The 20,547-nt window shown below is 63.1% G+C and carries 21 protein-coding genes; 14 read left to right on the top strand and 7 right to left on the bottom strand.

Going from position 1 to position 20,547, the window contains the following annotated elements; translation table 11 throughout:
* Positions 1-236 precede the first annotated feature (236 nt).
* Together ACOSV0_RS32070 and ACOSV0_RS32065 are read right to left on the bottom strand one after the other, a co-directional pair.
* The gene (locus ACOSV0_RS32070; protein WP_097396989.1) at positions 237-470 is read right to left on the bottom strand and encodes a hypothetical protein; all 234 of its coding nucleotides are present in this window, start codon (positions 468-470) and stop codon (positions 237-239) included.
* Between the two features lie 65 nt (positions 471-535).
* Positions 536-1,003 carry an Lrp/AsnC family transcriptional regulator gene (locus ACOSV0_RS32065; protein ID WP_434111473.1) on the bottom strand — a complete coding sequence of 156 codons (468 nt, stop codon included), beginning with the start codon at positions 1,001-1,003 and terminating at the stop codon, positions 536-538.
* Positions 1,004-1,159: 156 nt separating this feature from the next.
* On the opposite strand from ACOSV0_RS32065, the gene ACOSV0_RS32060 reads away from it, so the two are divergent.
* Positions 1,160-1,789: a LysE family translocator gene (locus tag ACOSV0_RS32060; protein ID WP_434111471.1), complete on the top strand. Its 630-nt coding sequence runs from the start codon at positions 1,160-1,162 to the stop codon at positions 1,787-1,789.
* 145 nt (positions 1,790-1,934) lie between these two features.
* Complete coding sequence (locus ACOSV0_RS32055; protein ID WP_011491341.1) at positions 1,935-2,255, top strand: YnfA family protein; 321 nt, start codon at positions 1,935-1,937, stop codon at positions 2,253-2,255.
* Positions 2,256-2,394: 139 nt separating this feature from the next.
* Here the strand turns inward: ACOSV0_RS32055 and ACOSV0_RS32050 are convergent, their stop codons facing one another.
* Complete coding sequence (locus tag ACOSV0_RS32050) at positions 2,395-2,904, bottom strand: DUF1993 domain-containing protein (RefSeq protein ID WP_434111469.1); 510 nt, start codon at positions 2,902-2,904, stop codon at positions 2,395-2,397.
* Positions 2,905-3,210: 306 nt separating this feature from the next.
* Between ACOSV0_RS32050 and ACOSV0_RS32045 the strand changes: the two genes are divergently transcribed.
* The 6 genes from ACOSV0_RS32045 to ACOSV0_RS32020 all read left to right on the top strand — a co-directional run bounded on the left by ACOSV0_RS32045 (position 3,211) and on the right by ACOSV0_RS32020 (position 8,710).
* Complete coding sequence (locus ACOSV0_RS32045; protein WP_434111467.1) at positions 3,211-4,767, top strand: S53 family peptidase; 1,557 nt, start codon at positions 3,211-3,213, stop codon at positions 4,765-4,767.
* 210 nt (positions 4,768-4,977) lie between these two features.
* Complete coding sequence (locus ACOSV0_RS32040) at positions 4,978-6,639, top strand: S10 family peptidase (protein ID WP_434111465.1); 1,662 nt, start codon at positions 4,978-4,980, stop codon at positions 6,637-6,639.
* Positions 6,640-6,900: 261 nt separating this feature from the next.
* Positions 6,901-7,560, top strand: a complete 660-nt coding sequence (locus ACOSV0_RS32035; protein ID WP_434111464.1) for a hypothetical protein — start codon at positions 6,901-6,903, stop codon at positions 7,558-7,560.
* A gap of 100 nt (positions 7,561-7,660) precedes the next feature.
* Complete coding sequence (locus ACOSV0_RS32030; protein WP_434111463.1) at positions 7,661-8,011, top strand: hypothetical protein; 351 nt, start codon at positions 7,661-7,663, stop codon at positions 8,009-8,011.
* Between the two features lie 277 nt (positions 8,012-8,288).
* Complete coding sequence (locus ACOSV0_RS32025; protein WP_434111461.1) at positions 8,289-8,435, top strand: hypothetical protein; 147 nt, start codon at positions 8,289-8,291, stop codon at positions 8,433-8,435.
* Positions 8,436-8,440: 5 nt separating this feature from the next.
* A complete protein-coding gene (locus ACOSV0_RS32020; RefSeq protein WP_434111460.1) occupies positions 8,441-8,710 on the top strand; it encodes an RNA-binding protein in 270 nt (89 codons plus the stop codon).
* A gap of 125 nt (positions 8,711-8,835) precedes the next feature.
* Here ACOSV0_RS32020 and nadE read toward each other — a convergent pair whose 3' ends face one another.
* Positions 8,836-9,696, bottom strand: a complete 861-nt coding sequence (gene nadE, locus ACOSV0_RS32015) for an ammonia-dependent NAD(+) synthetase (protein ID WP_434111458.1) — start codon at positions 9,694-9,696, stop codon at positions 8,836-8,838.
* Positions 9,697-10,026: 330 nt separating this feature from the next.
* Here nadE and ACOSV0_RS32010 point away from each other — a divergent pair, with 330 nt between their 5' ends.
* Positions 10,027-11,151 (top strand): L,D-transpeptidase, encoded by a 1,125-nt coding sequence (locus tag ACOSV0_RS32010; protein WP_434111456.1) that lies wholly within the window; start codon positions 10,027-10,029, stop codon positions 11,149-11,151.
* Positions 11,152-11,289: 138 nt separating this feature from the next.
* Here ACOSV0_RS32010 and ACOSV0_RS32005 read toward each other — a convergent pair whose 3' ends face one another.
* Together ACOSV0_RS32005 and ACOSV0_RS32000 are read right to left on the bottom strand one after the other, a co-directional pair.
* A complete protein-coding gene (locus ACOSV0_RS32005) occupies positions 11,290-12,162 on the bottom strand; it encodes a DMT family transporter (RefSeq protein WP_434111454.1) in 873 nt (290 codons plus the stop codon).
* Between the two features lie 138 nt (positions 12,163-12,300).
* On the bottom strand, positions 12,301-13,860 hold the full coding sequence (locus ACOSV0_RS32000; protein ID WP_434111452.1) for an ABC1 kinase family protein: 1,560 nt from the start codon (positions 13,858-13,860) through the stop codon (positions 12,301-12,303).
* A gap of 181 nt (positions 13,861-14,041) precedes the next feature.
* Between ACOSV0_RS32000 and ACOSV0_RS31995 the strand changes: the two genes are divergently transcribed.
* The gene (locus tag ACOSV0_RS31995) at positions 14,042-14,797 is read left to right on the top strand and encodes a DeoR/GlpR family DNA-binding transcription regulator (RefSeq protein WP_434111450.1); all 756 of its coding nucleotides are present in this window, start codon (positions 14,042-14,044) and stop codon (positions 14,795-14,797) included.
* A gap of 188 nt (positions 14,798-14,985) precedes the next feature.
* On the opposite strand, the gene ACOSV0_RS31990 is transcribed toward ACOSV0_RS31995, so the two are convergent.
* Positions 14,986-16,098 (bottom strand): 2-aminoethylphosphonate--pyruvate transaminase, encoded by a 1,113-nt coding sequence (locus ACOSV0_RS31990; RefSeq protein WP_434111449.1) that lies wholly within the window; start codon positions 16,096-16,098, stop codon positions 14,986-14,988.
* Between the two features lie 357 nt (positions 16,099-16,455).
* On the opposite strand from ACOSV0_RS31990, the gene phnS reads away from it, so the two are divergent.
* From phnS to phnV, 4 genes are all read left to right on the top strand, one after another.
* Complete coding sequence (phnS, locus tag ACOSV0_RS31985; protein ID WP_434111447.1) at positions 16,456-17,547, top strand: 2-aminoethylphosphonate ABC transporter substrate-binding protein; 1,092 nt, start codon at positions 16,456-16,458, stop codon at positions 17,545-17,547.
* An 87-nt stretch (positions 17,548-17,634) separates the two neighbouring features.
* Positions 17,635-18,735 carry a 2-aminoethylphosphonate ABC transport system ATP-binding subunit PhnT gene (gene phnT / locus ACOSV0_RS31980; RefSeq protein WP_434111446.1) on the top strand — a complete coding sequence of 367 codons (1,101 nt, stop codon included), beginning with the start codon at positions 17,635-17,637 and terminating at the stop codon, positions 18,733-18,735.
* Complete coding sequence (locus ACOSV0_RS31975; protein WP_434111445.1) at positions 18,713-19,654, top strand: 2-aminoethylphosphonate ABC transporter permease subunit; 942 nt, start codon at positions 18,713-18,715, stop codon at positions 19,652-19,654. Before phnT ends, ACOSV0_RS31975 begins: the two co-directional genes overlap by 23 nt.
* Positions 19,644-20,507 (top strand): 2-aminoethylphosphonate ABC transport system, membrane component PhnV, encoded by an 864-nt coding sequence (gene phnV / locus ACOSV0_RS31970; RefSeq protein WP_434111443.1) that lies wholly within the window; start codon positions 19,644-19,646, stop codon positions 20,505-20,507. The genes ACOSV0_RS31975 and phnV overlap by 11 nt, the downstream gene beginning before the upstream one ends.
* Positions 20,508-20,547: the final 40 nt, after the last annotated feature.

Here is a 20,547-nt window from a genome sequence, read left to right as displayed (position 1 = left end):
ACAGGAAGGACAGGTGGATGAAGGACGCAGCCGCGTGTTGAAGTACTGACGATCCGGCAGGGGGAGGGGGCGATCCGGCGTTGCGTGAATTCCAGTTCCAGGACGTCAATACGCAACTAACGGTCAAGTCCGCCCGACCCCTCCAAATAACGCGACGACCGCTTCGGCGGAAACTGAAACGGCCGCTGCTCGCGTGCTGCACAGCAGCTATGCAGTGAAGGGACCGGCTATGTCACTCAGCGATTGCCGTCAAGCAGATCGCCGAGCAATTCGTCGAATGCGGCTTGGGCGTCTTCGAGTTCCTGCAACGCCGCGTCGAAAGTTTGCAGCGCGAATTGCGAAGGCTGGCCGCTGCCGGCCGGCGGGAATTGCGATTGCAGCGAGGCGAAGGCCGCCTTTACGCGCGTGGTTGCGGTCAATACGCGCTCCATCGCGGCTGTCTCTTCGGCTCGCGCCTTTTCGTGATCCATGAAAACTCCGTACTCGTCTGGTCGGCTCGCGCCGTATCAAATGGGTGACTATGCCACGTCCGCGTTCAGGACAGCGGCAGCCCGCCGTTAGCCTTGACTTCCCGCAGCGACAACGCCGACTCCACCGATGTCACGCCCGGCAGGCTGCGCATCTCGTCGCGCATAAAAGTGCCGTAATCGTCGAGATCGCGTGCGACCACTTGCAGGATGTAGTCTGCGCTGCCCGACACGTTGTGACACGCCAGAATTCGCGGGATTGCCTGCACCTCGCGCTCAAAACGGGTGGCCGTCTCGCGGTCGTGTACGGCAAAACGCACATAGACGAACGCGACAACCCCGAAGCCGAGGGCGGAGCGCGAAAGCATTGCGCGATAGCGGTCGATATAGCCGTCGTTTTCAAGACGCTTGAGGCGGCGTGCACAAGGCGTCTCGCTTAAACCGACCGTTTCGGCCAGCCGCGCATTCGACATGCGGCCGTCGTTTTGCAGTGCGGCGAGGATGGCGCGATCTGTTTTATCGAGGTCGGTTGTCATGGATTTGGAGGTGCTTGCTGTGCGCTAGCGGAAAACATGGCTTGGGAGCGGAATATTAGCGTATTCCGCCAAAGGATGTACGCTCGCCCTCGTATTTCGCCAGCAAACGCTCCGCCGACGATAGCAAGATAGAGCCCTTAAAAACAAGAGGCTTCTATGATTTCCGCACACCTTCTGGTCGTCTATATCGCTGCGTTGTTCGTGGTTTATGCGGTGCCCGGGCCCGACATGGCGTTGATTCTGCAAACGAGTATCGGACGTGGCATGCGCAGTGGCTTTGCCGCGGCCGGCGGGTTGGGGATAGCGCGTGCAACGCACGTCACGTTGTCGGCGTGCGGGGTGGCGGCGCTGTTGCGCAACGCGCCGTGGCTGTACGACGTGGTGAGGTACGGCGGCGCGGTGTATCTCGCGTGGGTCGGTATCCAGATATTCCGCTCGCCCGTATTCGCATTGCCTGAAGGCGGCACGGTGAGCGCCGGGTCGCGGCCGTTGCGGGCCGCTTTCGTCAAAGGCTTGCTGACCAATCTGTTGAACCCGAAAGCGCTGCTGTTCTGCTCGGTGCTCTTGCCGCAGTTCGTGCGCCCTGAAGCCGGACCGGTTTCGCTGCAGATGATCGAACTGGGTCTGGTGCTGCTCGCCATCGGCGTGTGTTTCGACGCCATGTACGCGATCGGCGCAGCGCGCATTGCCGGCTGGATGCGCGCTCACCCTCTCGCGCAGACACTGCAGCGTTGGACTTTTTCAGCTGCGCTGATCGGTTTTGCGCTGCGGCTTTCGCTGGATTGATTGCGCATGGCAGGTAGCGAACAGGACTCAAAGGCAACGACTGTTGCATGCGCCATGCCCGCACACAAAGTGGATGTGTTAATAAAGCCGATAGACAGCCGCGCACGGGGCCCGCGGCAACACAACCATTCGCTTCTATCTGTCGATGAAAACTTTTCTGCTTTATGCCGTTACCGCCGTTGCTGAAATTGTCGGGTGCTATTTGCCGTGGCGCTGGTTGAAGGAGGGCGGCTCCATCTGGCTGCTGGTGCCCGGCGCGCTCAGCCTCGCGTTGTTTGCCTGGCTGTTGACGCTGCACGGTACCGCCGCTGGCCGCGTGTATGCGGCTTACGGCGGTGTCTATGTGGCGGTGGCGATTGCATGGCTATGGTGCGTGGACAAAGTGCGCCCCACGCTGTGGGACGCGGCCGGCGTGGTATTCACACTGGCCGGCATGGCGATCATCGCGTTCCAGCCGCGGGTTTGATGCCGCGCACGCATTTCTCATGCGCTGCCTATGCACCTCTCAAGCACGGCCCACGCGTTGTTCACACGCGGCCAATGGGCGACTCACGTGCTGCGTGCGCCGCGCGCATAGCCGCGCTCATGCAATAGCGCGCGCCTTCTTACCTGATGCCGCCCAGATAGTCGAGCTTGCCAAGTTCGACGCCGTTGTGACGCAGAATGTCGTACGCCGTCGTGACGTGAAAATAGAAGTTCGGCAGCACGAAACCGAGCAGATATGACAGCCCCGTGAACTCGATCGGGCCGTTGCGCAATTTTAGCGTGATCGGACGCTCTTCCGATCCGTCGATCTGCTGTGCATTGAATTCCTTCAAATAATCAATCGTCTTTTGAAGGCGGGCATCGAGTTCCTCGAAGGTCTGTTCGACGTCCTCGAATTTCGGCGCTTCGACGCCGGCCAGGCGCGCGGCGCAACCCTTGGCCGTGTCGCTCGCGATATAGACCTGGCGCATCAAAGGCAGCATGTCCGGCGCGAGCCGGGCATGCGTGAGCACGGACGGGTCGATCTGCTTTTCGGCGGCGTGCGCTTCGGCTTTGCCGAGGATGACTTGCAGGTTGGTCATGCCGCGCACCAGCACGGGCAGTGATGCTTGATACATCGAAATTGACATGGGGTTCCTCTGATTCTTTGATCGTGCGCGCGGGCGGCGCGCGAGGCGCTGCAACGGCTGGATTGCCGCTTCAGCATCATAGCGCGGGTGCCGCACGATGCGCATTGATCCAACCTGGCGTTAGCCATTCGGACAACTGCCGCGCGCACCGGAACTGTGTTCGAATGCATGGGTCGGATGGTTTGGCGAAGTCCTTGAAACAGCAATTCGCCGCCGGTGCCGAGGCGGTGAGTTCGTGCAGGCGCGTGCCGTGCTTGGGGTCCACCTTGCGCTCCGCGCCGTCACGCTAACAGGAGAATCGACACCATGGTCAATAGACAACCGCTGCCGGGAAGCGAGCGAACGGTAGAGCAGGGTTCGAAGGTCGTTGGGCAATGTGATCCGTCAGAACGGATCGAAGTTTTCGTGATACTGCGCCGTCAGCGGCAGGCGCAGTTCGATGCACTGATGAGCAGGATCGAAGCAGGCGATCCGAGCGTCAAACCGCTTTCGCGCGAGGCGTTTGCAAAAGATTACGGGGCCGCGCCGGACGATATCGCCAAGGTCAAAGCCTTTGCCGTCGCACACGGCTTGACGGTGGTGCAGGAGGATCCGGCGGCCCGCTCGGTGTCGTTGAGCGGCACGATCGCGCAGTTCCAGACGGCATTCGGCGTCAAGCTGGAACATTATCAGCATCATACGGCGGGCCAGTTCCGCGGCCGCACCGGCACGATCAGCGTACCGGATGATTTGCACGGCATCGTGGAAGCCGTGCTCGGGCTCGATAACCGGCCTCAGGCGCGGCCGCATTTTCGTATCCGGCCGCCGTTCCAACCGGCTAAAGGGCATCAGGTTTCGTTTACGCCGCTGCAACTCGCGTCCCTGTACCAGTTTCCGCAAGGCGACGGCAGCGGCGAATGCGTCGGCATCATCGAACTCGGCGGGGGGTACAACACGTCCGACCTGAAGAGCTACTTTGCGAGCCTCGGCGTCGCTTCGCCGACGGTGAAAGCGGTCGGCGTCGATCAGGGCAGCAATCAGCCGAGCGGTGACCCGAATGGGCCCGATGGCGAAGTCACGCTCGACATCGAAATCGTCGGCGCGATTGTGCCCGGCGCGACCATCGCGGTTTATTTCACTCAGAACAGCGATGCCGGTTTCATCGACGCCGTGAGCCGCGCTGTGCACGACACAACCAACAAACCTTCGGTAATCTCGATCAGTTGGGGCGGACCGGAGTCGAACTGGACCAGCCAGTCGCTGCAAGCTTTCAACAGCTTGCTGCAAACGGCAGCGGCTTTGGGGGTGACGGTTTGCGCGGCGTCGGGCGATAGCGGTTCGAGCGACGGTTCCGGCGGCGATCAGGTCGACTTTCCGGCATCGAGCCCTTATGTGCTCGCATGCGGTGGCACGAACCTGACTGCGTCGGGCACGGCGATCTCGCGTGAGGTGGTGTGGAACGACGGCGCGCAGGGCGGCGCGAGCGGCGGCGGCGTGAGCCGTACCTTTCCCGTGCCGGTGTGGCAGCAGGGCCTGTCCGCTACTTCATCGGGCGGCGGCAAGACGGCACTCAGCGGGCGCGGTGTGCCGGACGTGGCCGGCGATGCGTCGCCTGTCACGGGCTACAGCGTGTTGATCGACGGCACGCAGACGGTGGTCGGCGGCACCAGTGCGGTCGCACCGCTGTGGGCGGCGCTGATTGCGCGGATCAACGCGGCGAAAGGGCAGCCGGCCGGTTTCATCAACCCGAAGTTGTACAAGGCGCCGGGCGCGTTTAACGACATTACCCAGGGCAACAACGGCAGCTTCGCCGCGTCGCCGGGCTGGGATGCGTGCACGGGACTTGGCAGCCCCAATGGTCAGAAGGTGGCGGCGGCACTATAGTCTGATGAGTCGCGGATCGGTTCGGATGGCCGCCTGGCTAGCTGTCAGATCAGGCGATCGCCAGCCGTCCGCGCTTGTCCGAAGGTGCGCTGCTTTCAGGCCGCAGGCGGTACGGTGCATGGTTTCAAGAGACGCAGGCAAAGCACGACACACGAGACATATCAGGACACACAAGACATATCAAGACGTTATCGAACCCATGGAGCGATCATGACGAACACCGAGTCAGCTTCTGTTAGTCCGCAGTCGTCACATAACACGCATGCTTCGCCCGCAACGGCGGCCAGCAGCGTGTCGCACAAAGCAGGAGATCAGCCGTTCTTCGATCCGGTTGCTTATGGCAACGGGCCGGACGATTCCGTCACCGATACCACTGAAACCGCTGCGGTGACGCACCATTCAACTACCATCGGCGGCCAGAAGATCAACTACACGGCGACGGCGGGTCACCTCGTGATTGTCGACCCGAGCAGTTCGCAGCCTGAAGCCAAGATGTTCTACGTGGCGTTCACGCAGGACAACCAGAAGGAGGAAACCCGCCCGGTAACGTTCTTCTACAACGGCGGCCCGGGTTCGTCTTCGGTGTTCGTGCTGCTGGGCTCGTTCGCGCCGCGCCGCATCAAGACGTCGATGCCGGGCTTTACGCCGCCCGCGCCGTATTCGATGGAAGACAACCCGGACAGCCTGCTCGACAAGAGTGACCTCGTCTTCATCAATCCGGTCGGCACAGGTTACTCGGCAGCTATTGCGCCGAAGACGAACCGCGCCTTCTGGGGCGTCGACCAGGATGCGGACTCGATCAAGCAGTTCATCAAGCGCTTTCTCACTAAGAACAATCGCTGGAATTCGCCGAAGTATCTGTTCGGCGAGTCTTACGGCACGGCGCGCAGCTGCGTGCTGGCTTACCGGCTGCACGAAGACGGCGTCGATCTGAACGGCATCACGCTGCAATCGTCCATTCTCGACTACACGCAATCCGGCAACCCGGTTGGCGCATTGCCCACCACCGCCGCGGACGCGTGGTATCACAAGAAACTCGGCATTGCGCCGCGGCCAACCGACCTCGGCACGTTTGCCGAAGAAGTGGCGCAATTCGCGCGCACCGACTATCTGGCGGCGCTGCGCAAGTTTCCGACTACGGATGCCGCAACGGTCGAAAAGCTCAGCGAATACACCGGTATCGACAAAACCACCTTGCTCGCCTGGAGTCTCGATATCGCGTCGTACGACAGCCGCGGCAATTCGCTGTTTCTGACCACGTTGCTGAAGGCACAGGGGCTCGCGCTCGGCGAGTACGACGGCCGCGTGACGGCGATCAACACCGGCATCGCCGGCAAGATCGACCCGAATTCCGGCGGCAACGATCCGACCATGACAGCGGTGACCGGCGTCTATACGACGATGTGGAACGTGTACCTGAACGAGCAGTTGAAATACACGTCGAATTCTGCGTTCACGGATCTCAACGATCAGGCGTTCCAGTATTGGGACTTCAGCCACATCGATCCGACCGGCGCGCAGAAGGGGCTCGACGCGAAGGGCAACATCATTCTGTACACCGCCGGCGATCTTGCCGCCGTGATGGCACTCAATCCCGATCTGAAGGTGCTGTCGGCGAACGGTTTCTTCGACTACGTCACGCCGTTCTATCAGACCGTGCTCGATTTGCAGCAAATGCCGCTTGTCAGCCAACAGGTCCGGCAGAACCTGTCGGCGCGTTTTTATCCGTCGGGGCATATGGTCTATCTCGACGGTGGTTCGCGTACGGCGCTCAAAGCGGATCTCGCCAAGATGTACGACACGACCGTGTCCGATACTCAGGCGCTCTTCCGTATCCGCGCCTTGCAGGCCCGGGTGGCGAAACCAGGCTGACGTGGCGTCGTAGCGTGCTGTCTGGGCGCCGCGCGCGAGCGGTGCCCGGACAGCGCGGCGTTTGCCTTTATCCTGCGGTTCGGCGCGATCCTGCAACGTGGCTTCATGCACGGCAAGGCCGCGCCGGTATTCACCTGCGAGTAGATCTGGACCCATCTTCACCAACCTGCGCAAGTGCACCTTTTTCACGCATGCGTATTGAATGTGTTTTAATTGGTCCGCGAATTGAACTATTGCGCGCCGCTGCCGGTGCGCCGACGAATGAACGCAGGCATTGCAGACAGGCGTCGCATCATCCATAACAGCGACGCAACCAGCGGCACATATCAGACGATTCCACCGACGCTCGCGCGCCGGTGTGGCGGTGCGCGTCCAGCCAGCAGGATGCGCGTGGTGTTCCTGCTTGGCTTTGCCGCGCTGCTCGCATTGCGCGTCGGTGAAGTCTGGGCTCAGGATTCCGCGATGCTCGACGAGCGCGTCACGCAGGAGTCGGTCAGCGAAACGATTTGCCGCCCCGGCTATGCGGACACGGTCGCACCGCCGTTCGACGAACTGATGGCCCACAAGGATCGCATGCTTGCCGCGCGCGGCATCGATGCCGACAAGGGTCCCGCTTTCGCGCTGGACAGGCGCGTGCCCATTGTGCTCGGCGGCTCGCCGAACGCACCCTCCAATCTCGATCTTCTGCCGTGGGCAGGCCAGCAGGGCGAGCGTCGCAAGGCGCGCGCCGCAGTCATGCTCAAACGTTGCGTTTGTGAAGGGAAACTGAGCCTCGCGGAGGCGCAAGCCGCGATTGTCGGCAACTGGTCGGTGGTCTATTCGGGCTTTAGCCAGACGTCTTGCGACGTGAGCCGTCTCGATGTCGCGACCGGCGATAGCAACGGGCGAAGCGACGGCCGCGACAGCGCGCCCGCGCCATGAGGCCGGCTGTTTTCGCCTGCGACGCTCTCGTTGTTCAATTGCGTGTATTCAGCCGCACCGCCCGCAGCGCGCTGCCCCCACTTATTCCTGGAGAATCGCCATGACCCATTCACGCCTTGCCGCACTGACACTCACTTTCGGTTGTCTGTTCGGCAACGCCGCGGCATTTGCCGCGGAAACCGCACATTGCGGCAGCGCCGACTCGCTGCAGATTCGCGGCGACGTGCCCGCTGCAATCAGTTTCGACGTGTACCGGCAACTGCGTCCCTTGAGCGCGCAGCGCGTTGCGCTGTTCCAGGCGGCCGGTGAGGTGAAACGCTTGCCCGACGGTTTAACGGTATGCGAAGTTGCCGACGACGGTGTCGACGATCCCTCCGCCGTGCTGGTTCACGTGCCGCATGGCAAGAATGCATGGTGGGTGAGTGCGGCCAACGTGCAAGCGGCGGACTGATCCCGACGATCAGTCCGCCCTTTGCTCACGTCCCCCGCAGGATGCCGTCGGCAATGCGTATCGCGGCCCGGTTTTTGCGCTCAGCGTCCGCGTCTGGCGCGTTTGCCGGGTCTGCACCACTGAATGAACATGTGTTTTGCTGTTTTTACCGCTGCTTATTCAGGTACAGTGCATTAACGGAAGTTTTAAAGTCCGTTTCACGACATTGTGTCGCATCGCTTTTATTGTCGAATGTGGCTATCCTGAAAACAGGACGAAATTCGAAGGGGAGATTTAAATGATTGCCTTCTATCTGTCATTGGCTGCTTTGGGTGCAGCCGGCGCTGCATTGATCCGCCAACTCGCGGCTGCCGAGGCGAAACAGCGTGCCGCGCTGCGCCCGGTGCGCGTGCATGTTGCGGACCGCCGCGCGCGCCGAGGGTAGGCGGCATGAACCTGATCGTGCGCAATATCGCGGAATCGTGCAGCGAGCAGGAAGTGCGGGAATTCCTTAAACGTGAACTTGGGCATTACGCGAAAAGCGTCGAGGTGATCGATGCCGGTAAGCCTAGCGCCTACGCCACGGTCGAGTTGGCCGCGAATGTGCCGTATGTGGGCGAGGTGATCGCGCGGCAGATTCACGGCAAGCATTTAGGCGGCCTGGCGCTCGAGGCGAGCGCCGATCTGTTTAGCGACGACGAGTCGCCACCTGCCCACTGAGGCCGTCGTAACTGCGTTTGCCGATTGCCTTGAGTGAGGCGCACGCGCTGCGGCTGACGCCGCTGAGCATGACGTATTTCTAACGTGCATCCTCCCTGCACATCCCGGTTGTTAGATTCGTTCTTTCAATCCCCGCCTTCTTTCACCGGCCAATCGAACGGCGTGTAGGGCAACGCCCGTTTGTGCCGTGTGACATCGTAGAAGCGTAAGACCGTCTCGCGCGCGGCGTCGCTCACAGGTTTGCCTTCCAGAAAGTCGTCGATATCGTCGTAAGGGATGCCATACGCGTCTTCGTCCGGCCGCAGCGGGCGCAACATTTCGAGGTCGGCGGTCGGCACTTTGTGCGCCAACGCTTCGGGCGCGCCCAAAGCTTTGGACAGTGCCCGCACACGACGCTTGTTCAGGCCCGTCAGCGGCAGCACATCGGCGCCGCCATCGCCGAACTTCGTAAAGAATCCCATCACCGATTCGGCCGCGTGGTCCGTGCCGATCACCACACCGGCTCGCGCGCCGGCTACCGCGTATTGCGCGATCATGCGCTGCCGCGCCTTGATATTGCCGTGGATGAAATCCTGCTGTGCGTCGTCGTTAAAGCGCATACCGCTGTTATCCAGCGCGGCGAGCATCGCATCGGCGGCGGGTTTGATATCGATGGTGAGATTCTCGTCCGCACGAATGAAACTCAAGGCCAGCTGTGCATCGGCTTCGTCTTTTTGCGTGCCATAGGGCAGACGGATCGCGACAAAGCGCGCGTCGTAGTGTTCGGCGCGCAGGCGTTCGACCGCGAGTTGCGCAAGCCGCCCGGCGGTGGTCGAATCGACTCCGCCGCTAATGCCGAGCACATAGGTTTTCAGGCCGTTACTACGCAGATAGTTCGTCAGAAAAGCAACCCGGCGCTCGATTTCCTGTGCGGTGTCGAATTCGGCGGCGATGTGCATTTCCGCTGCAATGCTTGCCTGGCGGGCGGCTGGGTCCTGTTGCGTCATGTTCCTTTCTTCTCCGTGTGCGGTGATACGAGTGCCGGCCATGAAGGCCCGCGCGGATTGCGTGAGCGCGGTGTCCGCGAACGGAATCGGTTCGCGCGCATGATGCGCGAATCGATCTCGCGGTTTTATCGCGGATATTGGCTTTAAATTCACTTTGCGCAGCGGTTAAACCGCTGCGCGAATAGTTAAATACTGACCGTCAATACAGTGATACGGGTGAATGAGCCGATTCTTCATCGACAGATACCAAAGTGCTTAGTAACATCTTCGTTCCGAGCGCCGCATGATTCGGCGAGCAGTCAATAATAATCAGGTTTGCTCAAATGCGCGATGAACTACCCCAATCGGCCAGGCCAGCCTGCGCCGAACCGCAGTCCTCCCGCATCGGTAGATCGTCAACGCGAAGTGGTGGGTATGCCGGATTTACGCTATGCGCCGTGGTCCGCGCGCGCAGTTCTTTCAGTACGCTATCCGACGCGTGCGTTGGCAGCCGTTCTTTGTGCGGTGTCGTGTAGCGTCGCTATAGCGGCTTCGGCTTCGGCTTCGAGTACGACCCCGGCCCCGGCCCCAGCCCCGGCTTCGGGCACCGCGTCCGTCCGGGCATCGGCATCCATAGCAGCGAAGCACCCGGCGCTCGCCGTCAACGCGTTGGCGGTGGCCGCGCCCGATGCGGCGGGGGTGGTCGATCCACGCCGCGCGTTCCTGCTGCGGGACGTGTTCGCGCAAGACGTAACGCGTCGGTTGAAAGTGCCGGCGGCGGAGCAGCGTGCCTATGCCGACCGCCTGCAAACGGCGCTCGGCCAGCATATGCTCGGCAACCTGTCGGGCGAGTATGTCGTTCTGGTCGACCGTAACGCCAACGTGCAGGCGCTGTTCATCTATTTCCGGGCAATCCCGGCCGATAGCTGGCAGATGATCGGCGCGTCGCCGGTTTCAACGGGACGGCCCGGCGAGTACGACCACTTCATCACGCCGCTCGGCGTGTTCGACCATACGCCGTCCAATATGGATTTCCGTTCCGAAGGCACGTTGAACGAAAACCGCATCCGCGGCTACGGCAAGCGCGACATGCGGATCTTCGATCTCGGCTGGGCCCAGGGCGAGCGGGGTTGGGGCAAGGGGGGCATGTCGCAGATGCGTTTCCAGATGCATGCCACCGACCCGGACCGGCTCGAGCCGCTACTCGGTATTCGCCATTCGAAGGGCTGCGTGAGGATCCCCGCGTCGCTCAATGCATTTATCGACCATTACGGCATTCTCGACGCCGAATATGCCACGCTCGTCGAGTCCGGCAAATCGCTGTGGGTGTTGAAAAGCGATCGGCAGGTGACCCCGTGGGCGGGGCGTTACATTGTCGTGGTGGATTCAGAGCGTAAAAGTCGTCCGGCCTGGTCGCCGGCTCCGGGCAGCAAGGTGCGCGCAAAAGTGCCGGCCGGCGCCGATACGGCGGATTGAGCCGCGAGTCGACCTTCGGGCGAGGGTGGCGGCGTATATCGAGCCGGCAACGCTCGCGCGACGGTAGCGGCCGCAGCGCCTGGAACGTGTGACGAACGCGTGTCGTACGTCCCCGGCCGGCGCGCGTCGGTCAAGCTCTCACGACCGCGCCAGCAGCACACCCACCAGCGCCACCGCAAATCCGGCGAGCTGCACCGGCAGCAGCGTTTCGCCGAAGCCGACATACCCTTCGAGCGCGGCGAGCGGCGGCGCGAGAAACATGAGCGCGGTGGCGCGCGCAGCCTCGCCGCGCCTGACCATCCACACCAGCAGGGTGACGCTGATTCCGGACAGCATCACGATGCCCCACGCAAGCGACCCCCACAAAGTGGCCGATGCAATCCAGCGATGCTCGCCGAGCGCGAGCGCAAGAACCGCGGCAACGACCGCCGCACCGAAATTCTGCACCGCACTTGCGCTGCGGATATCGGCCTTCGCCAGCGAAGTCTTCTGAAACAGCGTGCCCGCGGTGATCGCACCGATCGCGAGGATCGAGATGAGCACGACCAGCCACGGCGGCGCGCTGCCGTGTTGGGTGGACGGTGCAGCCGCGGCGAGTTTCGGTTCGAGAACCAGTACGACGCCCGCCAGCCCGAGCGCCATGCCGGTCCAGCCACGCCGCGAAAGCCGCTCACCGAATAGCGGCGCCGCGACGGCGGCGGTCGCGAGCGGTTGCAGCGCGCCGAGCAGGGCCATCACCCCGGCGCTCAAGCCTTGCGCGACGGCCCAGTAGCCCGCGCCGAGATAGATACCTTGCAGCAGCGCGCCCGCCAGCAGGTGCTTGCCAAGATCGCGGCCGGTCGGCCACGCGGCGCGTGCGCCGAGCGCGGCAAGCGCGAATATCAGCGCGGTGCCGCCAAAGCGTGCGAGGAGAAACAGATTGGGGTCGGCATAAGGTGTGATCGCCCGGGCGACGACAAACCCGGTTGACCACAACACGACAAATACGGCGGCGATTGAGGCAGCGAGCATCTGGGACAGGGTGGCATGAAAAGCCGCCATCTTGCCGGGACACGCGAGGCACGTCTTGTTCGAAGCTGCACTCGCGGCGCTGGCTCAATGGCACATTGCCTTAAGAGAGCCACGGCGCGTCCGCAACCTTTCCGGGCATCACCACATCAACAGGACCGTTCCCGCGCCGAGCACGCCACCGCATATCGCGCATGCCCACAGCAGCACACGCGTACGCCGATATTCACGGCTGATATCCAGCATCAGTTGTGCATTCTGCTGCGGCGTGCGGGCCCGATCGTGCTCATGTTGCAGGTAGCGCACGGCCAGTTGCGGCACGCGCGGCAGCATGTGCGCCAGATGCGGCAACTCGTGCGAGAGGCGTTTGATCCAGCCGCGGTGGTCCATGTCGCGCCGCGCAATGCCCGCCAGCACTTTGCGCGCGACGTTCCATGTATCGACACCCGGATGCAGCGCGCGCGCCAGCATTTCCGCCTGCTGAAACGAGCGCTGCGCCGTGGCGAGCCGGGCGGGGACAGCGCCGTCGAACGGATGCACCGCGTGCAGCAGATGATGAAATAGCGAACCCGCCGAGCGGTCTTCCGGCTCGGCTGCGAAGTGCGCTTCGGCGCGTGTGCGCAACTCGGCCTCGAGCATTTCCGTGCGCGTGTCGTGCGGCACATGTCCTGCATCGCGATGCAGCTCGGCTAGCCGGTTGTAGTCCTGGTCGAACAATGCCGTCGCTCCGTGCACGAAAAATTCGCGTTCGCCGGTCGACAGACTCGACATGATCGAAAACTCCGCCAGCACGAGGCGCCCCAGCGTGTCCGGTTCGACGCTCACGCGCACCCGGCGCGCATCGAGCGTTGCGTGGAAGAAGCCGTGCTCGAATGCCTGTTCAGTGACCACCTCGACGATATGCGCGGCGAGCGGCGCGAGCTTGATGTGATGCGCATGCAGGCCGGGCAGGTCGCTGGCCGGCAGCGTGTTGATGCGCTGCGTCGTCAGCGTGTGGTTGGTGCAGAGGTCCCAGATCACGTCCGGCACGACGATGCGCCGGTCGCCGTCGAAATGATGGCCGGTCTGGCTCAGATTGGCGGCTTCGGCACGGAGATCGAAGCGGCGCAGGACGTCGTCGGTGAAGGTTTGCGCGAGTGTGCGCAGTTGCAGGCGGCGGGCCGAGCCGGAAAGCTTCTCCAGCCAGCGCGCGACCCAGCGTAGAAGCGCGAGTTCGTCTCCTATCTGTTGCAGTTGATCGGCGCGCACCAGTTTGATGGCGACTTCGCTATGGCCGTTGACCGGCACGATGAGCCGCGCGAAGTGCGTCTGTTCGGCAAAGCCGCCGCGCACCGGCACCAGATCGACCGCGCTGAAGAGGGCGGCGAGCGGCCGGCCGAGTGCGCGAGCCAAAGCCTGTTCGGACTCCTGCGGCGGCAGCGGGGCTTCGAGGTGATCGATCGCGTCGATGGCGTCGTGCAGGGTGCCGGTCGCGAGTTCGGGCCGTTCCGCCAGCGTCTGCGCGAAGCGGCTCGCGAGCGGCCCGAGCGCGGGCAGCACACCGTGCAGGCTCGCGCCGCTACGCCCGGACGCATGCACGCGGCCGACCAGTTCGATCATCCAGTGCAGTTTGTGGTCGGGCGGGGCGGCGAGCCAGATCAGACGCGCGCCATAACGCAACGCGTGGAACAGCAGCAGTAAACGGCGAAACAGTGGCGGCATCGGCAGTTCGGTTGACGGATTGCGCGGCGTCGACGGATATCGGCGCGCGGCCAAGGGTAGTCAGGTTAGCAGGTAAGCGCGCGGGGAGGAGCATCCCCGCGCCGCGTGTAATACCGTAATACAATACGCCGGCCTTCCATCGTGGTGAAACTCAAGCGTGCCGGCTTCCGGCCCTCAACAGATGCTCGCAGAACAACGTCACCAATACATCCTGGCGCAAGTCGCCAAAACCGGCGCGCTCTCGGTTGCTGAACTGGTGCGCGAACTGAATGTGTCGCGCGAGACGATCCGCCGCGATCTGAATGCGCTGGCCGGGCGCGGCCTGCTGGTCACGACCCACGGCGGCGCGCTGTCCAGCGACCGGCGCGAGCCCGACCTCGATACGCGCGAGGCCGCCAACACCGGCGCCAAGCGCGCGATCGGCGAACGCGCGGCCGAATTCGTGCCGGACGGCGCCTCGCTGGTCATCGATTCGGGCAGCACCACGCAGGCGGTGGCCCGGGCGCTGCTCGACCGGCATCGCCTGTCGGTCTATACGAACGACTGGCGTATCGCGCTGCTGCTCGGCCGCCGGAATGACAACCGTGTGACGCTGCTCGGCGGCGAACTGTCGGATATCGAAGACGCCACCTTCGGGCTCGACACGGTCCACCAACTGACGCAGTACCACGCGGACTTCGCCTTCATCGGCGCGGGCGGCATTTCTCCGGACGGCTATCTGACCGACTACAGCCGCATGGCGGCAGAAGTGCGCAGCCGCATGATTGCCGCTGCCGACATGGTGGTGGTGGTCGCCGACCACTCGAAGTTCGGGCGCGTGACGCCGGTGCGCATCAACGGCATCGAGTCGGTACGTTATCTGGTCACCGAACTGGCGCCGGAGAAGCCGCTGGGCAAGGCGATCACGGCGCATGGACTGGAAATCCTGATTGCCTGAGTGCTTGACTGATTGACTGATTGACTGATTGACTGAGTGACTGAGTGCCCGGATGAGTGCCCGGATACTTTTGCATCCGGGCGGCTGACGGCTAGGGCGCATGAGTGAGGGCGTCGTGCACGCCGTGCATCTTACGCACCACGCTTACTTCGCACACCCCGCGCACCTCATGCGTCACGGCGCCCCTATCACTTCACACGAATCCCAAGCTGTTTCAGCGCACGGCCGATCGCCGCCACCGCGTTGTGCAATTCGTTCGCATCGATCGCCCCGATGCAACCCACGCGGAACGTGTCCACTTGTGTGAGCTTGCCCGGATAGAGCACGTAGCCGGCCTCGCGCACCGCAGCATAAAAGTTGGCGAAATTCCACGCGGGGTCGCGCGGCGCGTGGAACGTGACGATCACCGGCGCCTGCACCTCGGGCTTCAGAAACGGCTCGAAACCGAGCGCTTTCATGCCCTCTACCAACACCGCGCAGTTCTGCCTGTAGCGGGCGCCGCGCGCCGCTTGTCCCCCTTCCGCGATGAACTGATCGAGTGCCTGGCGCAAAGCCGCGACCACGTGAGTCGGGGGCGTGAAGCGCCACTGCGTCGTCTTCTGCATATAGGCGTATTGATCGTGCAGATCCAGCGCGAGCGAGGGCGAGCGTCCTTCGCTCTGCGCCAGCACGCTGCGCCGCACGATCACGAATCCCATGCCCGGCACGCCTTCGAGGCATTTGCCGCTGGCCGAGATCAGCGCGTCGATGCCGCCGCGCCGTAAATCGATCGGCAGCGCGCCGAACGAACTCATCGCGTCGACGATCAGGCTTTTGCCGTGCCGCTGACACACCGCGGCGATATCGTCGAGCGGATTGAGCAGACCGGCGCTCGTTTCCAGATGGACTTGCGCGACGTGGCTGATACGCGAATCGTGATTGAAGGCGTCTTCAATGGCGGCGGCGCTGACGGGTTCGTCGTCGCGCAGCGCCAGTTCGACATAAGCGATGCCCATTCGCTGCAATATCCTGATCAGACGGGCACAGTACGCGCCGTTGTTCGGAACCAGCACACAGCCTTGACGCGGCACCAGCGTGCCGAGCGCCGCTTCGACCGCGAACGTGCCGCTGCCTTGAAGCGGCACACATACATAGTCATTTTCGCCCTGTACGATTTTCACGAGGTCGGCGCACACGCTATGGGTCATACGGTTGAACGCGGCATCCCACGAACCCCAGTCGCGCAGCATCGCCTCGCGGGTTTGCGGCGAGGTGGAGAGCGGGCCCGGGGTCAGCAGGATTGGGTCGTTTCCAAGGATCACATAGCCTCCATCATCAGATGAATGTTCGCCGCCCGGTCTGGGCGACGAAAAGATTGACTTGGATATTATTGGCGAATTGTGTCATTTTTTGGAAATCGACAGAATAGTCATGGCGTTGTCATGGAAACCTGTGATTCTTGCCGTGCCCGTTCAGGCATGGCCGGCAGCGCGACGTGTAGGTGAGCTGTAAGTCAGGCTGAAGAAGCAGCAAAGTTGTCAGCAATCTGCAATCCATACGACACTGCATGACAGCTGGCTGCGGGCAACACGCAAGCGGCACGGCGCTACCGCCGTTCAATCACAACAGGTATCGGGTTATCCCGACCGTCTGGTTTTTTGCCTTTCGGAGAGAGCGACATGACAAAGACGAATTCCTTTCACGCCACGGCTGGCCTCGCACGCAAACTATTGCCGGCGCTGATCGCCGCGGCAGCGTTCGGCGGCACGGCGTTGCAGGCTCATGCGGCTGACGCCGTGGTGCTGTACACCGCTGACGGCCTCGAAAACCTCTACAAGGATGTGCTGCCGGCCTTCGAAAAGAAGGAGGGCGTGAAGGTCAACATCGTCACGGCAGGCAGCGGCGAAGTGGTGAACCGCGCCACCATCGAGAAGGATCAGCCGAAGGCCGACGTGATCGTCACCCTGCCGCCGTTCATCCAGCAAGCCGACCAGAGCGGCCTGCTGCAGGCTTATCAGAGCGCCAACTACAAGAATGTGCCGGCGATCGCCAAGGCGCCGAATGGCTCGTGGGCGACTTTCGTGAACAACTACTTCTCGTTCGCGATCAACCCGGACGTCACCAAGAACCAGCCGAAGACCTTCGCCGACCTGCTGCACCCGGACTACACCGGCAAGGTTGCTTACTCGAACCCGGCCACGGCTGGCGACGGTATGGCGGTGATCATCCTGACCACGTCGCTGATGGGTGAAGACAAGGCGTTCGACTATCTGAAGAAGCTCGAAGAAAGCGCCAAGTTCCACACCAAGGGCACGGGCTACCTCGACGTGCTGCTCTCGCGCAACGAAATCGCCTTCGCCAACGGCGACCTGCAGATGGATCTGGACGATGCAGCCAACGGCGGTCTGTCGCTCAAGCCGATCTTCCTCGCAGCCAAAGCCGGCGACAAGCCGACCACCTTCCAGCTGCCGTACGCGATCGGTCTGATCAAGAACGGCCCGAATCAGGCCGAAGGCAAGAAGCTGATCGACTACCTGATGTCGACCGACGTGCAAGCCAAGGTGCCGGACATCTTCGGTATCCCGGGCCGCACCGACGTGCCGCTTGCCGGCAAGAACGGCGAAGCAGTCAAGCAGGCGATCTCGGGCGTGAAGCTGATTCCGGTGGACTGGACGCAAGTGATGGCGAAGAAGGCTGACTGGACGGCACGCTGGAAGAGCGACGTGATCGGTTCGTCGGGCAAGCAGCTCGAAGTCGTCAAGCCGAAGTAAGCCGCAGTTCGCAATTGAGTCAGGCGGCGCCTCCTGTAATCGTGCGGGGCGCCGTATCAGCATTAATCCAGTTGGAGGATGAACCCGGTGAATACGGCCAGTCTTGCTCACCCCGGCGCGCTCGGCGCCTCACCGGACGCGCTCGACGGCGCGCGTTCGAACACGCCGGGCGGCGTGCAGATCGACCATCTGACGGTGCGCTTCGGAACGCGCACCGTGCTCGACGATCTGTCGTTGACCATTCAGCGCGGCGAATTGCTCACCGTGCTCGGCCGCAGCGGTTGCGGCAAGACCACGCTGTTGCGTTTCATCGCCGGGTTCATCGAAGCGGACGGACTGTCGGGTACCTTGACCGTTGCAGGTCACGACCTGACACATGTGCCGCCGCATAAGCGCAATCTCGGCTTGCTGTTCCAGAGCTACGCGCTGTTTCCGCATCTGTCGGTATTCGATAACGTGGCCTTCGGGTTGCGCGCGCGCCGCACGGCGTCGAAGGATGTCGCGCGACGTGTCGCCGATGCGTTGAAGCTCGTGCAACTGGGCGACGCCGGGCATCACATGCCGGCGCAATTGTCGGGCGGCATGCAGCAGCGCGTGGCCCTCGCGCGTGCGCTCGTGATCGAGCCCGATGTGCTGTTGCTCGACGAGCCGCTTTCCGCACTCGACGCCAATCTGCGCGCCTCGGTGCGTTCCGAACTGAAGGCGCTGCATGAGCGCCTGCCGAATCTGACGATCGTCTGCGTGACGCACGATCAGGACGACGCGCTGGTGCTGTCCGACCGCACGCTATTGATGCGTGAAGGCAGCATCGCGCAACTCGGCACGCCGCAACAGTTGTACGACACGCCGAACGACGGTTTCGTCGCGCGCTATCTGGGTGCGGCCAATCTGTTGCCGCCGCAGGTCGCATTCGGCATGGACGACGTGCGCTACAACGACCGCGAACGGGTTGCGTGTCTGCGTCCGGAAGCGCTGCGCATCGTGCCGCTCGGCGAAGGGCAATTGCATGGCGCGATCGCGTCGGTGGAGTGGTATGGCGCGGTGTTGTCGGTATCGGTTGTGCTGGACGCGATGCCCAATGAGCCTGTGCTCGTCACCATGCAGCGCGGCCACGGCATGATGCCGGAGAAGGGCGCGCGTGTTTCCCTGCGTTATGAGGCTGACGATGTCGTCCTTATCAACCCCTGATACGCCGAATTCGATGAGCGCTGCCGCCGATGCGCGCCGCAGCGCGAGCGCGGCCTCGCACACGGCGGCGGTGAAGCGACGCGAACGCGCGGCGCAATGGCACCTGCTGTTTCTTATGGTGGTCGTGCTGGGTCCGCTGGTGATCTATCCGCTCGTGCGTCTGGTGCTGCTGAGTCTCACCGGCCCGCACGGTTTGAGCGTGCAGGCTTACTCGGCGTTCTTCGGCAACCCGGAAACGAGCGGCGTGGTCGGCACGACGCTGTGGATTCTGTTTGCCAGCGCGGGCCTGGCCTCGCTGCTGGGCGTGGCGCTGGCGTCGATGCTGTTTTTCAAGCCGTTTCCCGGCGCGCGAATGATCACGCGGTTCCTCGAACTGTTCGTCGCGTTCCCGTCGTTTCTGGTCGCCTTCACGCTGATTTTTCTGTATGGCTCGCAAGGCTCGGTCAGCATCGGCTTGCAGCAGCTGTTTCATCTCGACGCACCGCCGCTCAATTTCCTGTTCGGCGTGGGCGGTGTGATTCTCGCGGAAGTGGTTTTCTACGCGCCGTTCGTCGTGCGTCCGACGCTGGCGTCGTTCGCCACGCTCGACATGCGCCTGATCGAAGCCGCCCGCAGTCTCGGCGCAAGTGGCTGGATGGTCGCGTTCAAGGTGATCCTGCCGCTCGCCTGGCCGGGCATCGCCGCGGGCACGATCCTGTGTTTTCTGCTCACGTTGAACGAGTTCGGCATTCTGCTGGTGCTCGGCAGCGCGCATCTGATCACGCTGCCGGTCGCGATCTACAGTTCCGCGACGGTCGACCTCGATCTGCCGACCGCCGCCGCCGGTGCCGTGGTGATGCTCATCATGTCGTTGTCGCTGTACGCGTTGTACCGCCAGGTCAACCGTCGCAAGGTGAAAGGAGCGGGCCATGGCCGTTGAACTCGACCCGACCGTTTTACCGGTCATGCACAAGAAGGCGCGGCCGGTGCGCCGCAGTCTGCCGGTGCGCATTCTCGGCAGTCTGTTCCTCGGCTTTGCCGCATTGCTGTGCTTCTGGTTGTTCGTCCTGCCGGTGCTGGTGGTCGCGCTGTCCAGCGTGGCCGGGCACTGGTCGGGCACGATCCTGCCGGACAGCCTCAGCATGCGCTGGTTCGAACGGCTGAGTTCCAGCGACTTCGACGCGCTGACAACGAGCCTCGAAATCGGCATGGGCGTTGCCGTGCTCGGCACGATTCTCGGGCTGTGGCTGGCGCTCGCCCTGGAAGGGCGCGACCGGCGCGGTCTCGGCGCGGTCGTCGACACCATCGCGATGATGCCCAACGGCGTGCCGAGCGTGGTGCTCGGGCTGGCCGTGCTGATCGCGTACCACAAGCGTCCGTTCGATCTGTCGAGCTCGGCGGCGATCGTCGTGTTCGTGCAGCTCGCGCTGGTGCTGCCGTTCTGTTACCGCTGCGCGGCTGCCGCGTTGCGTCCGGAACTGACCATTCTGCGCGAAGCGGCGGCGAGCCTCGGTGCGCCGCCGTCGATGGTGTTGCGCCGCGTCGTGCTGCCGCAACTGGTTCCGGCGATCCGCGCAAGTCTCGCACTCGGCTTCGCGCTTTCGCTCGGCGAACTCGGCGCCACGCTGACCGTGTACCCGCCGGGCTTTGCGACGGTGCCGATCGTCGTGGTCGGGCAGGTGGAGCGCGGCTATTACCTGCCGGCTTCGGCGCTGTCGCTGATTCTGCTGATGGTCTCGCTTGCTGCGCTCCTGTTGATTGCCGCGCGCGTCCCGCGCCGTCGAGCGGACTGACGGGCATCTTCTGATTCTTGTGTTTGTGTGCGCGCACCAG

It is taken from the genome of Paraburkholderia caffeinilytica (genome assembly GCF_051027425.1).
In the GTDB taxonomy this organism is placed as follows: Bacteria; Pseudomonadota; Gammaproteobacteria; order Burkholderiales; family Burkholderiaceae; genus Paraburkholderia; species Paraburkholderia caffeinilytica_A.
Note: the sequence above shows the minus strand (reverse complement) of the source record. Positions and strands in the feature narration are given on the sequence as shown.

Bases quoted from the DNA above. Each gene is read 5' to 3' on its own strand.
- ACOSV0_RS32070 (WP_097396989.1), bottom strand. From the start codon at position 470: ATGGATCACGAAAAGGCGCGAGCCGAAGAGACAGCCGCGATGGAGCGC.
- ACOSV0_RS32065 (WP_434111473.1), bottom strand. From the start codon at position 1,003: ATGACAACCGACCTCGATAAAACAGATCGCGCCATCCTCGCCGCACTG.
- ACOSV0_RS32060 (WP_434111471.1), top strand. From the start codon at position 1,160: ATGATTTCCGCACACCTTCTGGTCGTCTATATCGCTGCGTTGTTCGTG.
- ACOSV0_RS32055 (WP_011491341.1), top strand. From the start codon at position 1,935: ATGAAAACTTTTCTGCTTTATGCCGTTACCGCCGTTGCTGAAATTGTC.
- ACOSV0_RS32050 (WP_434111469.1), bottom strand. From the start codon at position 2,904: ATGTCAATTTCGATGTATCAAGCATCACTGCCCGTGCTGGTGCGCGGC.
- ACOSV0_RS32045 (WP_434111467.1), top strand. From the start codon at position 3,211: ATGGTCAATAGACAACCGCTGCCGGGAAGCGAGCGAACGGTAGAGCAG.
- ACOSV0_RS32040 (WP_434111465.1), top strand. From the start codon at position 4,978: ATGACGAACACCGAGTCAGCTTCTGTTAGTCCGCAGTCGTCACATAAC.
- ACOSV0_RS32035 (WP_434111464.1), top strand. From the start codon at position 6,901: ATGAACGCAGGCATTGCAGACAGGCGTCGCATCATCCATAACAGCGAC.
- ACOSV0_RS32030 (WP_434111463.1), top strand. From the start codon at position 7,661: ATGACCCATTCACGCCTTGCCGCACTGACACTCACTTTCGGTTGTCTG.
- ACOSV0_RS32025 (WP_434111461.1), top strand. From the start codon at position 8,289: ATGATTGCCTTCTATCTGTCATTGGCTGCTTTGGGTGCAGCCGGCGCT.
- ACOSV0_RS32020 (WP_434111460.1), top strand. From the start codon at position 8,441: ATGAACCTGATCGTGCGCAATATCGCGGAATCGTGCAGCGAGCAGGAA.
- nadE (WP_434111458.1), bottom strand. From the start codon at position 9,696: ATGACGCAACAGGACCCAGCCGCCCGCCAGGCAAGCATTGCAGCGGAA.
- ACOSV0_RS32010 (WP_434111456.1), top strand. From the start codon at position 10,027: ATGAACTACCCCAATCGGCCAGGCCAGCCTGCGCCGAACCGCAGTCCT.
- ACOSV0_RS32005 (WP_434111454.1), bottom strand. From the start codon at position 12,162: ATGCTCGCTGCCTCAATCGCCGCCGTATTTGTCGTGTTGTGGTCAACC.
- ACOSV0_RS32000 (WP_434111452.1), bottom strand. From the start codon at position 13,860: ATGCCGCCACTGTTTCGCCGTTTACTGCTGCTGTTCCACGCGTTGCGT.
- ACOSV0_RS31995 (WP_434111450.1), top strand. From the start codon at position 14,042: ATGCTCGCAGAACAACGTCACCAATACATCCTGGCGCAAGTCGCCAAA.
- phnS (WP_434111447.1), top strand. From the start codon at position 16,456: ATGACAAAGACGAATTCCTTTCACGCCACGGCTGGCCTCGCACGCAAA.
- ACOSV0_RS31975 (WP_434111445.1), top strand. From the start codon at position 18,713: ATGTCGTCCTTATCAACCCCTGATACGCCGAATTCGATGAGCGCTGCC.
- phnV (WP_434111443.1), top strand. From the start codon at position 19,644: ATGGCCGTTGAACTCGACCCGACCGTTTTACCGGTCATGCACAAGAAG.